The sequence below is a fragment of the Neisseria sp. HMSC070F02 genome, assembly GCF_001814225.1.
Classification (GTDB): Bacteria; Pseudomonadota; Gammaproteobacteria; order Burkholderiales; family Neisseriaceae; genus Neisseria; species Neisseria meningitidis.
In genome coordinates, this window is sequence record NZ_KV815387.1 from 29,066 (window position 1) to 46,013 (window position 16,948).

Below are 16,948 nucleotides of genomic sequence, written 5' to 3' on the forward strand. Positions count from 1 at the left end.
CGCCGTACTGGTTTTTGTTAATCCACTATACATGGCATTGCATCGGCACTGATGAAAACATTCACAGTGATGCAAAAGTCGAATATCTTCAGGACGGCAGTTTCCGTGGCGATGCTATACTCAAAATCGATGATGACGGCAATATCTTGGCATACCGTGTTGTCGGCTCAGGGAAATGGCGTTTTGAAAACAATGCCTGCGCCTAGTCGCGGATAAAACTTACCCCGTGAAGCTGCGACTGCATAATCGCCGCCTTCATCGCCGACAACGCCTTCGGACGGACAAAATTGCGGCGGTACGCCAATACGACCCGCCGGCTTGGCGGCGTACCTTCAAACGGAATAATGCTGAACAGCATATGATCGTTTTCGGTCAGCGCGGTTGCCGGTAACACGCTGATTGCCAAACCGCTGGCAACCATATGGCGGATTGTATTAATCGAGCTGCCCTGCAATGTATTGGTCAACCCCTGTATACGTTGTTTCGCCGCCAATTCGGAACAGCTTGAGAGTACCTGATCCCGCATACAGTTGCCTTCCGTCAGCAGCAAAACCTGCTCCTCACCCAGCATCCGTGGCGAAACGGCATCCAGTTCCTCAAATGAATGCCCTTTCGGGACAATCACGAAAAACGGTTCGTCATACAAGGGTTCGGTAACAATGCCCGGCTCTTGAAACGGTTCGGCAACGATAATCGCGTCAACGTCCCCGCGTTTGAGCGACTCGGTCAAAGTATGCGTGTAATTCTCTTCCAACATCAAAGGCATTTTCGGTGCAGTACGGCGCAACGAGACAATCAGTTTCGGCAGCAGGTACGGCGCAACCGTAAAAATCAGCCCGAGTTTGAACGCACCCTCCAGCTCGTTTTGTTCTTCATTTGCCAAATGCCTGATAAGCTCTGCCTCTTCCAACACCTTACGCGCCTGTGCAACGATACGTTCCCCCGCCTCGGTCGTAATAATATCGTTGCTGCTCCGGTCAAACAAAGAGACGGCAAGCTCTTCTTCCAATTTCTTAATGGCAATAGACAAAGTGGGCTGGCTGACAAAACAACGCCGCGCCGCCCTGCCGAAATGACGTTCTTGGGCGACTGCGACGATGTACCGCAATTCGGTTAAGGTCATGTCCTATACCTTTTTCTGTTCCGGCAAAGTAATGTTCAACTCAAGCACATCCATACCATCCTGTTTTTCCTGGGAAATACGGATATTGTCTAATGAAACGTTCACATATTTGGACAGGACTTCCATCAACTCTTTACGTAAAGTCGGCAGGTAATCCGGAGCCTGACCTTCTTGGGCGCGCTCTTGGGCAATGATGATTTGAAGGCGGTCGCGGGCAACGGTTGCCGTTTTCTGCTTTCTGCCGAATAAAAATTCGATTAATGACATACCTTATCCTCCAAACAGACGTTTGAAGAAGCTTTTTTTCTCAGCTTCCAAGAAACGCATTTCACGGTTCTCGCCCAAAAGACGGGCAATAACGTCCTTATATGCCTCGGAAGCCGCCACGCTGTCCTGATGGATGACCGGTTCTCCGGAATTGGATGCCTGCAAGACGTTTTGGGATTCAGGAATCACACCCAGCAAAGGAATATGCAGAATATCGCAAATATCCTGTACAGACAGCATTTCGCCTTTTGCCACACGTTCGGGAGAATAACGCGTAATCAACAGATGTTCTTTAACCGAACCGCCTTGCTCTGCCTTATGGGATTTGCTTTGCAAAATTCCCAAAATCCTGTCGGAGTCACGCACACTGGAAACCTCAGGATTGGTCGTTACAATGGCTTCATCAGCAAAATACAACGCCATCAATGCACCCTGCTCAATACCGGCAGGAGAGTCGCAAATAATATACTCAAAGCCCATTTTCTTGCCGGACAGCTCCTGCATCACTTTTTCTACGCCCTCGCGTGTCAAAGCGTCTTTATCCCGAGTCTGGGAAGCCGGCAAAATAAACAGGTTTTCACAATTTTTATCTTTAATCAAAGCCTGGTTGAGCGTCGCCTCCCCCTGAATGACATTGATCAGGTCATAAACGACACGACGCTCGCAACCCATAATGAGGTCGAGGTTACGCAAACCCACATCAAAATCAATTACCGCAGTTTTATATCCGCGTAATGCCAAACCTGTCGCAATACTGGCACTGGTAGTCGTTTTACCGACACCGCCCTTACCTGAAGTTACTACAATAATTTTTGCCACAATATTTCCTTTTTAAATATCAAACAATTACTCTGAGCCAATTGCACTGATAACCAATCGGTTATCCTGCAACAATATCTGTACCGGCTGCTTGTGCAGATGGTTCGGCAAATCCTGTTCAAAATTACGGTAAATACCCGCCACAGAAACCAGTTCTGCCTGCATGGAGTGGATAAATATGCGGGCAGAAGTATCACCCTTGGCACCGGCCAAAGCACGCCCCCTCATCGGCGCATAAATATGTATATTGCCATCCGCAATCAATTCCGCCCCCTGGCTGACCGCCCCCGTAACAATCAAATCGCCATCTTCGGCATAAACCTGCTGACCGGTACGGACAGGGGATGTAATCAATACTGTTTTCCTTGCTTTCTGACCATCCTCCGTGTTCTGCACCTCAACCTGACCCAGTTCTTTAACATTTTCCGAATGAGACAGACAAAACAGCAAATGATACTTCATAGCCGCAGCAGCCCAACGTTCATTAGAATGCTTCAGACCCAAAATTTGCATACCATGCCTTGAAAACAACGAAACCAATGCAGCAAGATCCAAAGACTCGGGATAATCAAACTCTTGAACATCCAGAACAAATGGAACAACACCAGACTCTTGAAACTTCTTGCCCAATTTGACCAGCACATCTTCCAAATCAAACAAGTCTGACGTATGCAAAGATATAGACAATACGTCCATCTTTGTCGACTTTATATCGAAAGCATTCATTATATAAACCATCATAGAATTTTTTAATGATGTAAGTTTACCGCGCAAACCTTAGCTATTCAATTAATATTTTAAACATGATAGCCAATACCCTATTACCTATCAGATATTGCAAAAATAACGCCACCTGCTTTTCGGCAGATGGCGTTATATGACTAAAATTACTCAGCAGCCGGTTTGTCAACCAATTCAACCAGTGCCAGAGGTGCATTATCACCTTTACGGAATCCGTATTTCAACACCCGAACATAACCACCGTTACGAGCAGTAAAACGAGGACCCAAATCGCCAAACAGTTTTACTACAACATCACGGTCGCGAGTACGGTCAAATGCCAAACGGCGGTTTGCCAATGACGGCTTTTTACCCAATGTAATCAACGGCTCTACTACACGGCGCAATTCCTTGGCCTTAGGCAGAGTTGTTACAATAGCTTCGTGAGTCAATAATGAATTCGCCATATTACGCAGCATTGCAGCACGATGACTGCTGGTACGGTTTAATTTGCGATTGCCATTACGATGACGCATATCAATTATCCTTTAATTCTTCATTAAGGCTTTTCCAAGCCTACAGGTGGCCATGCTTCCAACTTAGAACCCAGTGTCAAACCTTTAGATGCCAATACTTCCTTAATCTCATTCAAAGATTTACGTCCCAAATTCGGCGTTTTAAGAAGCTCGGTTTCAGTGCGTTGAATCAAATCGCCAATATAATAAATATCCTCAGCTTTCAAACAATTAGCTGAACGTACTGTCAATTCCAGATCATCCACCGGACGCAAAAGAACAGGGTCGATAGGAGGTGCTTTTTCTTCAACCTCCTCCACAGGCGTACCCTGCAAATCAGCAAAAATAGACATCTGATCAATCAAAATACGTGCCGCACTGCGTACAGCTTCCTCAGGATCAATAGAACCGTCGGTTTCGATATCCAAAACCAACTTATCAAGATCCGTCCGCTGCTCTACACGTGCAGGTTCAACCTCAAAGCTAACACGGCTGATGGGCGAAAAGCTCGCATCCAACTGGATTGCACCAATCTGACGGTTCTCATCACGAACTACCTGACGACCTGAAACAGATTGATAACCACGACCTTGCTCTACTTTAATTTCCATCTCAATTTGACCGTTATCAGCCAAATGACAAATGACATGACCAGGATTCAGAATTTCTACATCATGCGGCAACTCAATATCACCGGCAGATACGACACCTGAACCTGATTTCTTCAACACAAGTTGAACTTGGCTACGACCATGGAGTTTAAACACAATACCTTTAATATTCAGCAAAATGTCAACAACATCTTCCTGAATACCATCAACAGTAGAATATTCGTGTAATACACCGGCAATAGCTACTTCAGTAGGAGCAAAACCATTCATGGATGACAGTAAGATACGGCGCAAAGCATTACCTAAGGTATGACCGAAACCACGTTCAAATGGCTGCATAGATACTTTTGCACGAGTTGCAGAAAAAGTATTTACATCAATTTGACGAGGTTTCAAAAATTCGGTTGTGCTATTCTGCATTTAACTGTCCCTCACTGAGCTAGCATTATTTAGAGTAGAACTCTACCACCAGCTGTTCATTAATATCACCGGTCAATTCCGAGCGATCCGGCATGTTTTTGAACACACCCTCAAGTTTATCCGCATCTACAGAAACCCAACCCGGCAAGCCGATTTGAGTTGCCAAACCCAATGCTTCTTGAATACGTACCTGTTTTTTGGCTTTTTCACGAACTGAGACAACATCACCAGCTTTCACTTGGAAAGAAGGAATATTGACAACTTGTCCATTCACAACTATCGCCTTATGAGAAACAAGCTGTCTTGCTTCAGCTCGGGTAGAACCGAAACCCATACGATAAACGACATTATCCAAACGAGATTCCAGCAACTGCAACAGCAACTCGCCGGTAGAACCTTTACGACGATCAGCTTCTGCGAAATAACGACGGAACTGACGTTCTAATACGCCATAAATACGGCGGATTTTTTGTTTTTCACGCAACTGCAAACCATAGTCTGACAAACGCGGTTTTTTTGCACCATGCTGACCAGGAGCGGAATCAATTTTACATTTAGAATCCAAAGAGCGGCGCGCACTCTTCAAAAACAAATCCGTACCTTCGCGACGTGCCAACTTACATTTAGGGCCAATATAACGTGCCATGTTTCAAATCACTCCAATATTAAATACGACGTTTTTTAGGCGGACGGCAACCGTTATGAGGCAACGGGGTAACGTCAGTAATGCTGGTAATCTTGAAACCAAGAGCATTCAAAGCACGTACAGAGGATTCGCGACCTGGACCTGGACCTTTAATACGAACCTCTAAATTTTTAACGCCATACTCTTGGGCAACTTTACCAGCTGCTTCTGCTGCAACTTGTGCTGCAAATGGTGTACTTTTACGAGAACCTTTAAAACCAGCGCCGCCAGAGGTAGCCCAAGACAACGCATTGCCTTGACGGTCAGTGATTGTAATGATGGTATTGTTGAAAGATGCATGAACGTGCACAATACCCTCACTCACGGTTTTACGTACTTTTTTACGTACACGTGAAGCTGTGTTTGCTTTAGCCATTAATAAAATTCCTTAAAATTTATTTCTTACCAGCAATCGCTTTACGCGGACCTTTGCGGGTACGCGCATTTGTACGAGTGCGTTGACCGCGGCATGGTAAGCCGCGACGATGACGGAAGCCACGATAGCAGCCCATGTCCATCAATCGCTTGATACTCATAGTTACCTCACGACGCAAATCACCTTCTACTTCATACTTGGCAACTTGGTCACGCAAAGCATCTAATTGAGTCTCGTCCAAATCTTTTGCTTTAGTATCAGGCGCAATATTTGCAGCCTCACAAATCAATTTAGCACGAGTAGCACCAATACCGTAAATAGCCTGAAGACCAATTACGATGTGTGCGTTATTAGGGATATTTACCCCTGCAATACGAGCCATATTTTTTCCTTTTTAGGGCAAAGTGTGTCACTATATCACAGAATCACATTAAAAGAAATATTCCATTAACCTTGACGCTGTTTGTGACGGAGATCAGTACAAATTACACGAACTACACGATTTCGACGAATAATCTTGCAATTTCGGCAAATTTTCTTAACAGATGGTTGTACACGCATTTTATTTTCCTTTTATTGGTTTATCTTGCTCTGAAAACGATTCGAGCCCTAGTTAAATCATAAGGTGTCAGCTCTACTGTGACCTTATCTCCCGGAGAAATACGAATGTAATGCATCCGCATCTTCCCAGAAATATGACCCAATACAATATGGTCATTCTCAAGTTTTACTTTAAATGTTGCATTAGGTAAAGTTTCAAGAATTTCACCTTGCATTTGGATAGTATCTTCTTTCGCCATAATTCTATTTCCGAGAAAATGATTTCATTTCTGAACGAGTCATTAACTTATCATACTGTTGAGTAAGCCTATACGAATTTATTTGTGTACTAAAATCCATCGTTACAACAACTAGAATCAACAAAGACGTGCCACCCAAATAAAAAGGTACATTTAAAACCGTAGTTAAGAACTCTGGAATTAAACAAATAGTTGTAATATAAAGAGCTCCAAACAATGTCAAACGTAATACAACTTTTTCTAAATACCTAGAGGTCTGCTCACCAGGTCTAATCCCAGGAACAAAAGCACCACTCTTTTTTAAATTCTCTGCCATTTCTTTAGGGCTAAAAACCAAAGCCGTATAAAAATAACAAAAGAAAATAACTGTCGCTGCAAATAAAGCCATATACAGCAATTGACCGTGTTGTAACAATCCAGCTATTTTGTGCAAAACACTATTTGTATCAGCCGAACCAAACCAACCTAAAAGAGTAGATGGAAATAGAATAATACTGGAAGCAAAAATTGGGGGAATAACACCAGCCATATTCAACTTGAAAGGCATATGCGTATTTTGACTACCCGCCCTACCATTAAACTGGCGTTTTGCATAATGAATAGGAATCTTCCGCTGTGCACTTTCAAAGTATACAACCAAATAAATTAATAATAAGGCACCAAATACAATAAACAACGCCGTAAGCATGCTCATAGAACCTTGGTTCGTCAGTGTAACCAGCTTTGCAATACCCGAAGGAATACCTGAAGCAATACCTGCCGTAATGATTAAAGAAATACCGTTCCCGATACCCCTTTCAGTAATTTGCTCCCCAAGCCACATAAGAAACATGGTTCCCGTTACCAAAGAAACTACCGTGGAAACATGAAACTCAAATGAACTTGTTACAACAATTCCTTGCTGAAATACGAAAGATGCAACACCTAGACTTTGAAGAATTGCTAACAAAACAGTACCATACCTCGTATATTTCGTAATTACCTTTCTACCAGCCTCCCCTTCTTTTTTTAAAGCCTTCAATGATGGCAAAATTTCAGAAGCGAGCTGTACAATAATAGAAGCTGAAATATATGGCATAATTCCTATTGCAAATATACTAAAGCGCTCTAACGACCCACCGGAAAACATATTCAATATTCCCAGGATGCCGTTTCCAGCGCTTTCGTATAATTTAGCTAAAGCAACAGCATCAACTCCAGGTACGGGTATATGGGCACCAATTCGAAAAACAATCAATGCTCCAAATAGAAACAAAAGACGTTTCTTAAGATCTCCAAATTTGGATGAACCTGATGACGTTTGTTGATTAGCCACAATATTAAACCTTACATTTCAATCTTACCACCAACAGCCTCGATAGCAGCTCTCGCACCTTTGGTAACTTTAATACCCTTCAAAGCAACTGCCTTAGAAATTTCACCAGAAGCAATAACTTTAACATTAGAGACTGTAGATGCAATCAGACCCGCTTGCTTTAAGACCAAAATATCAATCTCATTAACAGCAATTGATTCCAGTTCACTTAAACGAAGCTGTGCATTAGCTGATGCTGTTAAAGATTTAAAACCTCTTTTAGGGAGGCGTCGTTGCAAGGGCATTTGACCACCCTCGAAACCCACCTTATGAAACCCACCAGACCGGCTCTTTTGACCTTTATGACCACGACCACCCGTTTTGCCAAGACCACTACCAATACCGCGTCCAACACGACGACCAGCATGCGTAGCACCAACAGCAGGTTGAATTGTATTCAAAAACATATCAAGACTCCACTTTCAACAAGTAGCTGATTTTATTAATCATACCACGGTTTTCAGGGGTATCTAAAACCTCTACCGTATGCTCGCGACGACGCAAACCTAAACCGCGTGCACATGCACGATGAGATTCAATTGTACCAATCAGGCTTTTAACCAATGTAACCCTAATCTTTTTTTGTTCAGCCATGGTTAACTCCCAAAATGTCTTCCACTGTCAAGCCACGTTTGGCTGCGATATCAGCAGGAGTATGCAACTTAGACAAACCATCTAATGTTGCACGTACGATATTATATGGGTTAGTAGATCCGTGCACTTTGGCGGAGATATTATGAATGCCCATAGCATCAAAAACCAAACGCATAGGTCCACCGGCTTTTACGCCACTACCCTCTTTAGCAGGCTGCATAAATACTTTAGTAGCACCATGTCGACCAATAACCTCATGATGAATCGTACCATTTTTTAATGGTACCTTAATCATAGAGCGTCGTGCTTGATCCATCGCCTTTTGGACTGCAACAGGCACTTCTTTTGACTTACCTTTACCCATACCAATACGACCATCTCCATCACCAACAACAGTTAGCGCAGAGAAAGCCATAATGCGACCACCTTTAACTACTTTGGTTACACGGTTAACTGCGACCATCTTTTCAATCAGACCGTCACCGCGTTCTTCAATTTCATGTTTTGCCATCTGAAAGTCTCCAAATATTTAGAAGCTTAAACCATTTTCACGAGCAGCTTCAGCCAAAGCCTTCACACGACCGTGATATTGGAAACCTGAACGATCAAAAGCAACCTTTTCTACACCTGCTGCTTTAGCCTTCTCAGCGATACGTTTACCAACTATTGCAGCTGCTTCAACATTGCTTCCAGATTTCAGACTACCGCGCACCTCAGCTTCCAATGTAGAGGCTTGAGCCAATACTTTATCACCTTCAGCACTAATTACTTGAGCATAAATATGATTATTGCTTCGGAACACACATAATCTTACCATTTTCAAGTCCGCAATACGAGCACGGGTTTTGCGTGCACGACGGAGTCGGGTTGTATGTTTATCCATTAGTGAACCTCAATTATTTTTTCTTGGCTTCTTTCATTACCACTACTTCGCCTACATAGCGAACACCTTTACCTTTATAAGGCTCAGGAGCACGGAACGCACGAATCTCAGCAGCAACTTGACCAACAACTTGTTTATCCGAGCCGGTTAAAACAATCTCTGTTTGGCTAGGAGTTTGAACGGAGACACCTTCAGGCATTTCATATACGATCGGATGAGAAAAACCCAAAGACAGATTCAAGATTTTACCTTGTGCTTGAGCACGATAACCCACACCTATCAATTGCAATCTTTTCTCAAAACCTTCTGAAACACCTTTAACCATATTGCTGACTAATGCGCGAGCAGTACCAGACATTGCATTTGCTTGTTTACTGCTGTTATTCGCAACAAAAGTCAATTTGCCATCATTAAATTCAATGGCTACATCAGAATGCAAAGGAAAAGACAATTCACCGTTCTTACCCTTAATAACTAATGCCTCTGTTCCAAATTTTACTTCTACACCAGCGGGAACAGTCACTGGGTTTTTTGCGACACGTGACATTTCTTTTCCTCCACTAGGCTACAATGCATAACAACTCACCACCAACACCTTGAGAACGTGCTTTACGATCAGTCATTACACCTTTAGAAGTACTAACAATAGCAATACCCAAGCCATTCATAACACTTGGAATCTCACTAGACGCTTTATAAATACGCAAACCAGGGCGAGATACACGCTTGATTTGTTCAATTACAGGACGACCTGCATAGTATTTTAATTGAATTTCCAATATAGACTTTACGTCAGATGAAACTGCGAAGTCCTCAATATATCCTTCTTCTTTCAATACCTTTGCAATAGCACACTTTAATTTTGAAGAAGGCATTGCAACCGCTGCTTTATTAGCACGTTGCGCATTGCGGATACGAGTCAACATATCGGAAATAGGATCATGCATACTCATTCTTAATTACTCCTATTACCAGCTGGCTTTAACAACACCCGGAATTTCGCCACGCATGGCGATTTCACGGATTTTAATACGACCCAAACCAAATTTACGGAAAGTACCACGAGGGCGACCTGTCAAAGCACAACGACGACGTTGACGCACAGGTGCCGCATTACGAGGAATGGATTGAAACCTCAAACGAGCCTCAAAACGCTCTTCCTCAGTTGCATTCGAATCATTGATTACCGCTTTAATTGCCGCGCGTTTAGCCGCATATTTTTTAGCCAAAGCTTGACGTTTCAGATCACGATTAATAAGTGCTTTCTTAGCCATGATTATCCTTTGAACGGAAATTTAAACAATGACAATAAAGCTTTCGCTTCCTCATCGGTTTTTGCTGTAGTAGTAATAGTAATATTCAAACCACGCAAAGCATCAATTTTATCGTATTCAATTTCCGGAAAAATAATTTGCTCACGAACACCCATATTGTAATTGCCACGGCCATCAAATGATTTACCGCTCACACCACGGAAGTCACGTACGCGAGGTAATGCAATAGTAATCAAACGATCCAAGAATTCAAACATTTGATCACGACGCAATGTTACTTTGCAACCAACCGGATAGTTATCACGGATTTTAAAACCTGCGATAGATTTACGGGCAACAGTAACAACCGGTTTTTGACCGGCAATTTTCTCTAAATCGGAAACAGCATGTTCCATAACTTTTTTATCAGCAATAGCCTCACCCACACCCATATTCAAGGTGATTTTTTCAATACGCGGGACTTCCATTACTGATTTGTAACCAAATTGTTTAACCAATTCAGGAACAACTGTCTCTTTATAAAACTCTCTCAACCGAGCCATGTTATCTCCTTATGCCCCAATGATAGAGCCATTTGATTTGAAGAAACGAACGCGTTTAACTTTGCCTTCATTTTCAATCAGCTTAATACCAACACGGTCCGCTTTATTAGTTTCCGGATTCAGGATTGCGATATTAGAAATATCCAAAGGCATTTCTTTAGTAATAATACCGCCCTCAATGCCACGCATTGGATTAGGTTTTTGATGGCGTTTTACAACATTAACGCCCTCAACAACAACTTTATCACCCAACACTCGAACTACTTGACCCTGCTTACCTTTATCCTTACCAGCAATTACTACAACCCTATCGCCTTTAATGATTTTATTCATCGTGCCATTCCTTATAATACTTCAGGTGCCAATGAAACGATTTTCATAAATCGCTCAGTACGCAATTCACGGGTTACCGGACCAAAGATACGAGTACCCAAAGGTTCAAGTTTATTATTCAGTAACACGGCGGCATTGTTATCGAATTTAATTAACGCACCATCAGGACGACGTACACCCTTAGCAGTACGAACAACTACCGCATTATATACATCGCCTTTTTTGACACGGCCACGCGGAGCCGCATCTTTAACTGCCACTTTAATAATATCGCCAACAGAAGCGTAGCGACGCTTAGATCCGCCCAATACCTTGATACACATTACGCGACGCGCACCAGAGTTATCAGCCACATCTAAGATGGTCTGCATTTGAATCATGTTATTACCTTTAAATTAACCAACTTAATTTACCACTTTCAGATAACTTACAGCAAAGCCGCTGCTTATTAAATGAAACCTTGCGGTTCAAGTAAACCAGTCTTGGACCCCGAAAGGGAAGAAACTTCCAGAAGAAACTGAAAGACAGGAAACGAAGTTTACACGCAAATTAAATTTGCTGCAATACTTCGTTTCCCATTCCAAGCACGTTGCTTTAATTCTTAAATAGAACGTGCTTTCTCAACCAGCTCACTGACAACCCAAGATTTAGTTTTTGACAATGGACGGGATTCCGATATAACAACCACATCACCAATTCCATATTGATTATTTTCATCATGGGCATGGATTTTAGTAGATAACCGAATAATCTTACCATACAGCGGATGTTTTACTTTACGCTCAACCAATACTGTTACGGTTTTATCCATTTTGTCGCTTACTACTTTGCCTTGCAAAGTACGAACATTTTTAGTTTCGCTCATTACTTAGCACCTTTTTCAGTTAAAACGGTTTTAATACGAGCAATATCGCGACGTACACGTTTCAATTCACTTGGTTTGCCTAATTGACCGGTAGCGTTTTGCATACGTAAGCCAAACTGAGCTTTCAACAAGTCCAACAAATCTGCATTCAACTGCTCAACGGATTTGTCTTTCAATTCATTTGCTTTCATTATTGACCCACCTGTCTTACTACAAAGGTTGTAGGAATAGGCAATTTGGCAGCAGCCAACTCGAATGCTTCACGAGCCAGTTCCTCTGGAACGCCATCCATTTCATACAACACTTTACCTGGTTTAATTTCGGCAATGTAATATTCCACGTTACCTTTACCGCCACCCATACGAACTTGAATAGGCTTTTCAGTAATCGGTTTATCAGGGAATACACGAATCCAAATACGACCACCACGTTTGATATGACGGGTCATTGCACGACGAGCAGCTTCGATTTGACGGGCAGTCAAACGACCACGACCTACGGCTTTCAAGCCGAACTCACCGAAACTTACCTTATTACCGCGAGTAGCGATGCCAGTATTGCGACCCTTTTGTTGCTTACGGTATTTCAGTCTAGTTGGCTGCAGCATTACGTCTACCTGCCTTTCTTTGTTTACTCTCATGTTCAGGTTTGGAAGATTTAATATTGCCTTCCGTATAAACCCAAACTTTCAGACCCAATACACCATATGTGGTGTGCGCTTCGCTGGTTGCATAATCTACATTTGCACGTAAAGTATGCAGTGGCACGCGACCTTCACGATACCATTCGCTACGGGCAATATCCGCACCATTCAGACGGCCTGAAGTCATAATCTTAATGCCTTTAGCACCAGAACGCATTGCATTTTGCATTGCTCGTTTCATAGCACGACGGAATTGAACGCGCTTTTCCAACTGCTGGGCAATACCGTCAGCAATAATTTGAGCATCCAACTCAGGACGGCGAATCTCTTCAATATTTACATGAACAGGTACACCCATCAAGACTTGCAAGTCACGTTTCAAAACCTCGATATCCTCACCTTTTTTACCGATAACCACACCCGGACGAGCGGAGTGAATGGTAATGCGTGCAGATTTTGCAGGGCGTTCAATAACCACTCGACCAACCGAAGCATTGGCCAATTTTTGACGCAAATAATTGCGAACATCGATATCCTGCTTCAAAACAGTAGAAAAGTCGGTGCTTTTAGCAAACCATTTTGAAGCCCAGTCTTTAGTTACCGCCAGGCGAAAGCCTGTAGGGTTAATCTTTTGTCCCATAGCTTTTCCTTAGTTACCCACTGTCACATTGATATGACAAGTTTGTTTTTCGATGCGGTTACCGCGACCTTTGGCGCGAGCTTGAAAACGTTTCAAGCTTGGGCCTTTGTCAACAAAGATAGTTACCACTTTCAGTTCATCAATGTCCGCACCGTTATTGTGCTCGGCATTAGCAATAGCTGACTCCAATACTTTTTTAATCAGCTCGGCACCTTTTTTAGGACTGAAAGCCAAAATATTCAAAGCTTGGGCAACGTCTTTACCACGAATCAAATCAGCTACCAAACGAGCCTTTTGAGCAGAGATACGGGCATTTTTATGTTGTGCATTTACTCTCATGATTCACCTTATTTCTTTTTAGCCTTTTTATCGGCCAAGTGGCCTTTAAAGGTACGGGTCAATGAGAATTCGCCTAATTTATGACCAACCATATTGTCGCTGATAAACACAGGCACATGGGTGCGGCCGTTGTGCACAGCAATGGTCAGACCGATAAAATCAGGCAGAATGGTAGAACGACGAGACCAGGTTTTAATCGGGCGTTTGTCGTTGCTTGCGCGAGCAGCATCTACTTTTTTCAGCAAATGCAGGTCTACATATGGGCCTTTTTTCAATGAACGAGCCATACTAAATTAACCTTTATTTGAGTAACGGCGACGAACAATCATGTTATCCGTGCGTTTGTTATTACGAGTGCGGTAGCCTTTAGCAGGAGTACCCCATGGGCTGACCGGTTCGCGGGCCTCGCCCGTACGGCCTTCACCACCACCATGCGGGTGATCGACAGGATTCATGACAACACCGCGTACGGTCGGACGAATACCGCGCCAACGGTTGGCACCGGCTTTACCGATTTTTTTCAGGCTTTGCTCTTCGTTACCAACTTCACCAATGGTCGCACGGCAATTTACGTTGATTTTACGGACTTCGCCAGAGCGCAGACGGACTTGAGCGTACGCGCCTTCTTTAGCCAGCAATACCGCAGAAGCACCGGCAGAACGTGCGATTTGAGCACCTTTACCGGGTTTCATTTCGATACAGTGGATAGTCGTACCAACGGGAATGTTGCGAATCGGCAGGGTGTTGCCTACTTTGATGGCAGCTTCAGCACCGGAAACCAATACAGCACCGGCTTGAATACCGCGAGGAGCAATGATGTAACGACGCTCGCCGTCTGCATAGCACAACAGTGCGATGAAGGCAGTACGGTTAGGATCGTATTCGATACGCTCTACTTTGGCAGGAATGCCGTCTTTGTTACGTTTAAAGTCTACAACACGGTAATGGTGTTTATGACCGCCGCCTTTGTGACGGGTGGTGATATGACCATTATTGTTACGGCCGGCAGTAGAATTTTTCTTTTCAAGCAAGGGCGCATAAGGTGCACCTTTGTGCAAACCTTCTGTTACCACGCGAACCATGCCGCGACGGCCTGCAGAGGTCGGCTTCATTTTAACGATTGCCATTTTGTTTATTCCTTATCTGCAGCTGCAGCAGCGGCTTCCAAATCCAACTCTTGACCGGCAGCCAAGCTTACATAAGCTTTTTTAACATCGCTGCGGCGGCCCAAAGTACGACCAAAACGCTTAGTTTTGCCTTTAGTTGTAACGGTAGTTACAGAAGCAACTTGAACACCAAACAGCAGCTCAACAGCCGCTTTGATTTCAGGTTTGGTTGCATTTGCCAAAACTTTAAACGTCATTTGGTTGCGTTTTTCAGCCAATACGTTGCTTTTTTCAGAAACGATAGGTGCCAAAATCACTTGAGTCAAACGTTGTTGATTCATACCCATTGCTCCTCTAATTGTGCAACTGCATCTTTAGTGATGATTACTTTTTTGTAACGCAGCAAGCTGTAAGGATCAACTTGTTGAGCTTCCAAAACCAACACGTTTGGCAAGTTGCGTGAAGCCAAGTAAACATTCTCGTCGAGCTGTTTGGTTACAAACAACACTTGCTCCAGACCCAGATTTTTCACTTGTTCAGCAAAAACTTTGGTTTTAGGAGTTTCGGCAGTCAACGCCTCAATCGCAAACAAACGCTCGTCACGAGTCAATTGAGACAGAATAGTCGCCATACCGGCACGGTACATTTTGCGGTTTACTTTTTGAGTGAAGTTTTCGTCGGGTTTGTTCGGGAACGCGCGACCACCTTTACGCCACAGCGGAGAAGAAGTCATACCGGAACGGGCACGGCCGGTACCTTTTTGACGCCATGGTTTTTTGGTTGAGTGTTTTACTTCGGCACGGGTTTTTTGAGCGCGGTTACCGGAGCGGGCGTTTGCCAAGTAGGCATTTACCAGCTGATGAACCAACGCTTCATTGTATTCGCGGGCGAACAAAGCATCAGAAACAGACAGGCTGCCTGAAACTTGTCCTTTAGCGTCAATTACTTTCAATTCCATTACGCACCTACTTTCACGCTAGGACGAACTACAACATCGCTGTTGACCGCACCCGGAACAGCACCCTTAACCAACAGCAGTTGGCGTTCTGCATCAACACGGACAACTTCCAATTTTTGAACAGTTGCTTTGGTGTTGCCGTATTGGCCGGCCATGCGCTTACCGGGGAACACGCGACCCGGGTCTTGCGCCATACCGATAGAGCCTGGAACGCGGTGAGAACGGGAGTTACCGTGGGAAGTGCGTTGGGCACCGAAGTTATGACGTTTGATCGTGCCGGAGAAACCTTTACCTTTAGAGGTACCGGTTACATCGACCAGCTGGCCGACTTCAAACATAGAAACGGTGATTTCGTCACCGGCTTTCAATTCAGCCAGTTTTTCTTCAGTCAAAGCAAACTCGATCAAACCACGACCGGCTTCAACACCTGCTTTTGCAAAGTGCCCGGCTTCGGTTTTGTTGACACGATTGGCTTTTTTCTGACCAAAGGTAACTTGAACGGCAGTATAGCCGTCAGTATCTTTGGATTTTACTTGTGTAACGCGGTTGGCAGACATATCCAAAACGGTTACCGGAACAGAAACACCCTGTTCGTCGAACACGCGGGTCATACCAACTTTGCGTCCAACCAGACCTAAAGTCATGATTATTTTCCTTTTAAAGTAAAGGGACAGGCTACGATTGGCCTGTCTTTCAGACAAAGTTAAACTTGGCACAAATGTACCAAGCTCGGCATTATATCTGACAAGTCAAAGAAATATCAACAGAAATATCAGAAATATCTTCAATATGCCGTCTGAAGCGTTTTGAATCTTCAGACGGCATAGGGCCGGACTCTTTTAAAGGGTCGGTATCCGGTCATCACAGCGTATGCATCTTTCTCCGACAAACCGGAATATGGTTGATGACTGCATCCATTATTTCTTTGAGATGGTAGTTTTCGTATGCTGGGACCTTTGCAAAATTCCTTTCCCTCCCGACAGCCGAAACCCAAACACAGGTTTTCGGCTGTTTTCGCCCCAAATATCTCCTAATTCTACCCAAACGCCCCCTTAATCCTCCCCGGATACCCGATAATCAG

At 43.7% G+C, this 16,948-nt stretch carries 33 protein-coding genes; 1 reads left to right on the plus strand and 32 read right to left on the minus strand.

Going from position 1 to position 16,948, the window contains the following annotated elements:
* On the plus strand, positions 1 to 206 hold a 206-nt coding region (locus HMPREF2959_RS03440), incomplete at its 5' end, for a hypothetical protein (RefSeq protein ID WP_246829031.1).
* Here HMPREF2959_RS03440 and oxyR read toward each other — a convergent pair.
* The 32 genes from oxyR to rplC form a co-directional block, all read right to left on the minus strand.
* Positions 203 to 1,123, minus strand: a complete 921-nt coding sequence (gene oxyR, locus HMPREF2959_RS03445; RefSeq protein WP_002215466.1) for a LysR family transcriptional regulator OxyR — start codon at positions 1,121 to 1,123, stop codon at positions 203 to 205. The genes HMPREF2959_RS03440 and oxyR overlap by 4 nt on opposite strands.
* Before the next feature lie 3 nt (positions 1,124 to 1,126).
* A complete protein-coding gene (minE, locus tag HMPREF2959_RS03450; protein ID WP_002215465.1) occupies positions 1,127 to 1,390 on the minus strand; it encodes a cell division topological specificity factor MinE in 264 nt (87 codons plus the stop codon).
* 3 nt (positions 1,391 to 1,393) lie between these two features.
* Positions 1,394 to 2,209, minus strand: a complete 816-nt coding sequence (gene minD, locus HMPREF2959_RS03455) for a septum site-determining protein MinD (protein WP_002215463.1) — start codon at positions 2,207 to 2,209, stop codon at positions 1,394 to 1,396.
* A 27-nt stretch (positions 2,210 to 2,236) separates the two neighbouring features.
* Positions 2,237 to 2,950, minus strand: coding sequence for a septum site-determining protein MinC (minC, locus tag HMPREF2959_RS03460; RefSeq protein ID WP_002220172.1), 714 nt, complete (start codon positions 2,948 to 2,950; stop codon positions 2,237 to 2,239).
* 146 nt (positions 2,951 to 3,096) lie between these two features.
* Complete coding sequence (gene rplQ, locus HMPREF2959_RS03465) at positions 3,097 to 3,465, minus strand: 50S ribosomal protein L17 (RefSeq protein ID WP_002224774.1); 369 nt, start codon at positions 3,463 to 3,465, stop codon at positions 3,097 to 3,099.
* Between the two features lie 23 nt (positions 3,466 to 3,488).
* Complete coding sequence (gene rpoA, locus HMPREF2959_RS03470; protein ID WP_002215457.1) at positions 3,489 to 4,475, minus strand: DNA-directed RNA polymerase subunit alpha; 987 nt, start codon at positions 4,473 to 4,475, stop codon at positions 3,489 to 3,491.
* Positions 4,476 to 4,500: 25 nt separating this feature from the next.
* Positions 4,501 to 5,121, minus strand: coding sequence for a 30S ribosomal protein S4 (rpsD, locus tag HMPREF2959_RS03475; RefSeq protein WP_002215455.1), 621 nt, complete (start codon positions 5,119 to 5,121; stop codon positions 4,501 to 4,503).
* Positions 5,122 to 5,140: 19 nt separating this feature from the next.
* The gene (gene rpsK, locus HMPREF2959_RS03480) at positions 5,141 to 5,536 is read right to left on the minus strand and encodes a 30S ribosomal protein S11 (RefSeq protein ID WP_002216249.1); all 396 of its coding nucleotides are present in this window, start codon (positions 5,534 to 5,536) and stop codon (positions 5,141 to 5,143) included.
* Between the two features lie 19 nt (positions 5,537 to 5,555).
* A complete protein-coding gene (gene rpsM / locus HMPREF2959_RS03485; RefSeq protein WP_002215453.1) occupies positions 5,556 to 5,918 on the minus strand; it encodes a 30S ribosomal protein S13 in 363 nt (120 codons plus the stop codon).
* Positions 5,919 to 5,983: 65 nt separating this feature from the next.
* Entirely contained in the window at positions 5,984 to 6,097 is a 114-nt protein-coding gene (gene rpmJ / locus HMPREF2959_RS03490) for a 50S ribosomal protein L36 (RefSeq protein ID WP_002216248.1), read from the minus strand.
* Positions 6,098 to 6,117: 20 nt separating this feature from the next.
* Entirely contained in the window at positions 6,118 to 6,336 is a 219-nt protein-coding gene (infA, locus tag HMPREF2959_RS03495; protein WP_002215452.1) for a translation initiation factor IF-1, read from the minus strand.
* Positions 6,337 to 6,340: 4 nt separating this feature from the next.
* Positions 6,341 to 7,651: a preprotein translocase subunit SecY gene (gene secY / locus HMPREF2959_RS03500; RefSeq protein WP_002215450.1), complete on the minus strand. Its 1,311-nt coding sequence runs from the start codon at positions 7,649 to 7,651 to the stop codon at positions 6,341 to 6,343.
* A gap of 11 nt (positions 7,652 to 7,662) precedes the next feature.
* Positions 7,663 to 8,097, minus strand: a complete 435-nt coding sequence (gene rplO / locus HMPREF2959_RS03505) for a 50S ribosomal protein L15 (protein WP_002215449.1) — start codon at positions 8,095 to 8,097, stop codon at positions 7,663 to 7,665.
* Position 8,098: 1 nt separating this feature from the next.
* The gene (gene rpmD, locus HMPREF2959_RS03510) at positions 8,099 to 8,284 is read right to left on the minus strand and encodes a 50S ribosomal protein L30 (RefSeq protein WP_002215447.1); all 186 of its coding nucleotides are present in this window, start codon (positions 8,282 to 8,284) and stop codon (positions 8,099 to 8,101) included.
* Positions 8,277 to 8,795, minus strand: a complete 519-nt coding sequence (gene rpsE, locus HMPREF2959_RS03515) for a 30S ribosomal protein S5 (protein WP_002215445.1) — start codon at positions 8,793 to 8,795, stop codon at positions 8,277 to 8,279. The genes rpmD and rpsE overlap by 8 nt, the downstream gene beginning before the upstream one ends.
* Positions 8,796 to 8,813: 18 nt before the next feature.
* Positions 8,814 to 9,167 (minus strand): 50S ribosomal protein L18, encoded by a 354-nt coding sequence (gene rplR, locus HMPREF2959_RS03520; RefSeq protein WP_002215441.1) that lies wholly within the window; start codon positions 9,165 to 9,167, stop codon positions 8,814 to 8,816.
* A gap of 13 nt (positions 9,168 to 9,180) precedes the next feature.
* Complete coding sequence (rplF, locus tag HMPREF2959_RS03525) at positions 9,181 to 9,714, minus strand: 50S ribosomal protein L6 (protein WP_002215440.1); 534 nt, start codon at positions 9,712 to 9,714, stop codon at positions 9,181 to 9,183.
* 13 nt (positions 9,715 to 9,727) lie between these two features.
* Positions 9,728 to 10,120 (minus strand): 30S ribosomal protein S8, encoded by a 393-nt coding sequence (rpsH, locus tag HMPREF2959_RS03530; RefSeq protein WP_002215438.1) that lies wholly within the window; start codon positions 10,118 to 10,120, stop codon positions 9,728 to 9,730.
* Positions 10,121 to 10,135: 15 nt separating this feature from the next.
* Positions 10,136 to 10,441: a 30S ribosomal protein S14 gene (rpsN, locus tag HMPREF2959_RS03535; protein ID WP_002216244.1), complete on the minus strand. Its 306-nt coding sequence runs from the start codon at positions 10,439 to 10,441 to the stop codon at positions 10,136 to 10,138.
* A 2-nt stretch (positions 10,442 to 10,443) separates the two neighbouring features.
* The gene (rplE, locus tag HMPREF2959_RS03540) at positions 10,444 to 10,983 is read right to left on the minus strand and encodes a 50S ribosomal protein L5 (protein WP_002235371.1); all 540 of its coding nucleotides are present in this window, start codon (positions 10,981 to 10,983) and stop codon (positions 10,444 to 10,446) included.
* Positions 10,984 to 10,992: 9 nt separating this feature from the next.
* The gene (rplX, locus tag HMPREF2959_RS03545) at positions 10,993 to 11,316 is read right to left on the minus strand and encodes a 50S ribosomal protein L24 (RefSeq protein WP_002215435.1); all 324 of its coding nucleotides are present in this window, start codon (positions 11,314 to 11,316) and stop codon (positions 10,993 to 10,995) included.
* A gap of 11 nt (positions 11,317 to 11,327) precedes the next feature.
* The gene (gene rplN / locus HMPREF2959_RS03550; protein ID WP_002215434.1) at positions 11,328 to 11,696 is read right to left on the minus strand and encodes a 50S ribosomal protein L14; all 369 of its coding nucleotides are present in this window, start codon (positions 11,694 to 11,696) and stop codon (positions 11,328 to 11,330) included.
* Positions 11,697 to 11,917: 221 nt separating this feature from the next.
* Positions 11,918 to 12,181 carry a 30S ribosomal protein S17 gene (gene rpsQ, locus HMPREF2959_RS03555; protein WP_002215433.1) on the minus strand — a complete coding sequence of 88 codons (264 nt, stop codon included), beginning with the start codon at positions 12,179 to 12,181 and terminating at the stop codon, positions 11,918 to 11,920.
* Positions 12,181 to 12,372 (minus strand): 50S ribosomal protein L29, encoded by a 192-nt coding sequence (gene rpmC, locus HMPREF2959_RS03560; protein WP_002215432.1) that lies wholly within the window; start codon positions 12,370 to 12,372, stop codon positions 12,181 to 12,183. The genes rpsQ and rpmC overlap by 1 nt, the downstream gene beginning before the upstream one ends.
* Positions 12,372 to 12,788, minus strand: a complete 417-nt coding sequence (gene rplP / locus HMPREF2959_RS03565) for a 50S ribosomal protein L16 (RefSeq protein ID WP_002215430.1) — start codon at positions 12,786 to 12,788, stop codon at positions 12,372 to 12,374. The genes rpmC and rplP overlap by 1 nt, the downstream gene beginning before the upstream one ends.
* Positions 12,772 to 13,464, minus strand: coding sequence for a 30S ribosomal protein S3 (rpsC, locus tag HMPREF2959_RS03570; RefSeq protein ID WP_002215427.1), 693 nt, complete (start codon positions 13,462 to 13,464; stop codon positions 12,772 to 12,774). The genes rplP and rpsC overlap by 17 nt, the downstream gene beginning before the upstream one ends.
* A gap of 9 nt (positions 13,465 to 13,473) precedes the next feature.
* A complete protein-coding gene (rplV, locus tag HMPREF2959_RS03575) occupies positions 13,474 to 13,803 on the minus strand; it encodes a 50S ribosomal protein L22 (protein ID WP_002215424.1) in 330 nt (109 codons plus the stop codon).
* An 8-nt stretch (positions 13,804 to 13,811) separates the two neighbouring features.
* The gene (rpsS, locus tag HMPREF2959_RS03580) at positions 13,812 to 14,090 is read right to left on the minus strand and encodes a 30S ribosomal protein S19 (protein ID WP_002215422.1); all 279 of its coding nucleotides are present in this window, start codon (positions 14,088 to 14,090) and stop codon (positions 13,812 to 13,814) included.
* Between the two features lie 6 nt (positions 14,091 to 14,096).
* Positions 14,097 to 14,930 (minus strand): 50S ribosomal protein L2, encoded by an 834-nt coding sequence (rplB, locus tag HMPREF2959_RS03585; RefSeq protein ID WP_002215409.1) that lies wholly within the window; start codon positions 14,928 to 14,930, stop codon positions 14,097 to 14,099.
* Positions 14,931 to 14,935: 5 nt separating this feature from the next.
* Complete coding sequence (gene rplW, locus HMPREF2959_RS03590; RefSeq protein WP_002231529.1) at positions 14,936 to 15,250, minus strand: 50S ribosomal protein L23; 315 nt, start codon at positions 15,248 to 15,250, stop codon at positions 14,936 to 14,938.
* Positions 15,247 to 15,867 (minus strand): 50S ribosomal protein L4, encoded by a 621-nt coding sequence (gene rplD, locus HMPREF2959_RS03595; protein ID WP_002215402.1) that lies wholly within the window; start codon positions 15,865 to 15,867, stop codon positions 15,247 to 15,249. Before rplD ends, rplW begins: the two co-directional genes overlap by 4 nt.
* The gene (rplC, locus tag HMPREF2959_RS03600; protein WP_002233415.1) at positions 15,867 to 16,511 is read right to left on the minus strand and encodes a 50S ribosomal protein L3; all 645 of its coding nucleotides are present in this window, start codon (positions 16,509 to 16,511) and stop codon (positions 15,867 to 15,869) included. Before rplC ends, rplD begins: the two co-directional genes overlap by 1 nt.
* Positions 16,512 to 16,948 lie beyond the last annotated feature (437 nt).

What these genes read in the sequence shown, in the direction of transcription:
- oxyR (WP_002215466.1), bottom strand. Translation starts at nt 1,123, where the DNA reads ATGACCTTAACCGAATTGCGGTACATCGTCGCAGTCGCCCAAGAACGT.
- minE (WP_002215465.1), bottom strand. Translation starts at nt 1,390, where the DNA reads ATGTCATTAATCGAATTTTTATTCGGCAGAAAGCAGAAAACGGCAACC.
- minC (WP_002220172.1), bottom strand. Translation starts at nt 2,950, where the DNA reads ATGATGGTTTATATAATGAATGCTTTCGATATAAAGTCGACAAAGATG.
- rplQ (WP_002224774.1), bottom strand. Translation starts at nt 3,465, where the DNA reads ATGCGTCATCGTAATGGCAATCGCAAATTAAACCGTACCAGCAGTCAT.
- rpoA (WP_002215457.1), bottom strand. Translation starts at nt 4,475, where the DNA reads ATGCAGAATAGCACAACCGAATTTTTGAAACCTCGTCAAATTGATGTA.
- rpsD (WP_002215455.1), bottom strand. Translation starts at nt 5,121, where the DNA reads ATGGCACGTTATATTGGCCCTAAATGTAAGTTGGCACGTCGCGAAGGT.
- rpsK (WP_002216249.1), bottom strand. Translation starts at nt 5,536, where the DNA reads ATGGCTAAAGCAAACACAGCTTCACGTGTACGTAAAAAAGTACGTAAA.
- rpsM (WP_002215453.1), bottom strand. Translation starts at nt 5,918, where the DNA reads ATGGCTCGTATTGCAGGGGTAAATATCCCTAATAACGCACACATCGTA.
- rpmJ (WP_002216248.1), bottom strand. Translation starts at nt 6,097, where the DNA reads ATGCGTGTACAACCATCTGTTAAGAAAATTTGCCGAAATTGCAAGATT.
- infA (WP_002215452.1), bottom strand. Translation starts at nt 6,336, where the DNA reads ATGGCGAAAGAAGATACTATCCAAATGCAAGGTGAAATTCTTGAAACT.
- rplO (WP_002215449.1), bottom strand. Translation starts at nt 8,097, where the DNA reads ATGTTTTTGAATACAATTCAACCTGCTGTTGGTGCTACGCATGCTGGT.
- rpmD (WP_002215447.1), bottom strand. Translation starts at nt 8,284, where the DNA reads ATGGCTGAACAAAAAAAGATTAGGGTTACATTGGTTAAAAGCCTGATT.
- rpsE (WP_002215445.1), bottom strand. Translation starts at nt 8,795, where the DNA reads ATGGCAAAACATGAAATTGAAGAACGCGGTGACGGTCTGATTGAAAAG.
- rplR (WP_002215441.1), bottom strand. Translation starts at nt 9,167, where the DNA reads ATGGATAAACATACAACCCGACTCCGTCGTGCACGCAAAACCCGTGCT.
- rplF (WP_002215440.1), bottom strand. Translation starts at nt 9,714, where the DNA reads ATGTCACGTGTCGCAAAAAACCCAGTGACTGTTCCCGCTGGTGTAGAA.
- rpsH (WP_002215438.1), bottom strand. Translation starts at nt 10,120, where the DNA reads ATGAGTATGCATGATCCTATTTCCGATATGTTGACTCGTATCCGCAAT.
- rpsN (WP_002216244.1), bottom strand. Translation starts at nt 10,441, where the DNA reads ATGGCTAAGAAAGCACTTATTAATCGTGATCTGAAACGTCAAGCTTTG.
- rplE (WP_002235371.1), bottom strand. Translation starts at nt 10,983, where the DNA reads ATGGCTCGGTTGAGAGAGTTTTATAAAGAGACAGTTGTTCCTGAATTG.
- rplX (WP_002215435.1), bottom strand. Translation starts at nt 11,316, where the DNA reads ATGAATAAAATCATTAAAGGCGATAGGGTTGTAGTAATTGCTGGTAAG.
- rplN (WP_002215434.1), bottom strand. Translation starts at nt 11,696, where the DNA reads ATGATTCAAATGCAGACCATCTTAGATGTGGCTGATAACTCTGGTGCG.
- rpsQ (WP_002215433.1), bottom strand. Translation starts at nt 12,181, where the DNA reads ATGAGCGAAACTAAAAATGTTCGTACTTTGCAAGGCAAAGTAGTAAGC.
- rpmC (WP_002215432.1), bottom strand. Translation starts at nt 12,372, where the DNA reads ATGAAAGCAAATGAATTGAAAGACAAATCCGTTGAGCAGTTGAATGCA.
- rplP (WP_002215430.1), bottom strand. Translation starts at nt 12,788, where the DNA reads ATGCTGCAGCCAACTAGACTGAAATACCGTAAGCAACAAAAGGGTCGC.
- rpsC (WP_002215427.1), bottom strand. Translation starts at nt 13,464, where the DNA reads ATGGGACAAAAGATTAACCCTACAGGCTTTCGCCTGGCGGTAACTAAA.
- rplV (WP_002215424.1), bottom strand. Translation starts at nt 13,803, where the DNA reads ATGAGAGTAAATGCACAACATAAAAATGCCCGTATCTCTGCTCAAAAG.
- rpsS (WP_002215422.1), bottom strand. Translation starts at nt 14,090, where the DNA reads ATGGCTCGTTCATTGAAAAAAGGCCCATATGTAGACCTGCATTTGCTG.
- rplB (WP_002215409.1), bottom strand. Translation starts at nt 14,930, where the DNA reads ATGGCAATCGTTAAAATGAAGCCGACCTCTGCAGGCCGTCGCGGCATG.
- rplW (WP_002231529.1), bottom strand. Translation starts at nt 15,250, where the DNA reads ATGAATCAACAACGTTTGACTCAAGTGATTTTGGCACCTATCGTTTCT.
- rplD (WP_002215402.1), bottom strand. Translation starts at nt 15,867, where the DNA reads ATGGAATTGAAAGTAATTGACGCTAAAGGACAAGTTTCAGGCAGCCTG.
- rplC (WP_002233415.1), bottom strand. Translation starts at nt 16,511, where the DNA reads ATGACTTTAGGTCTGGTTGGACGCAAAGTTGGTATGACCCGCGTGTTC.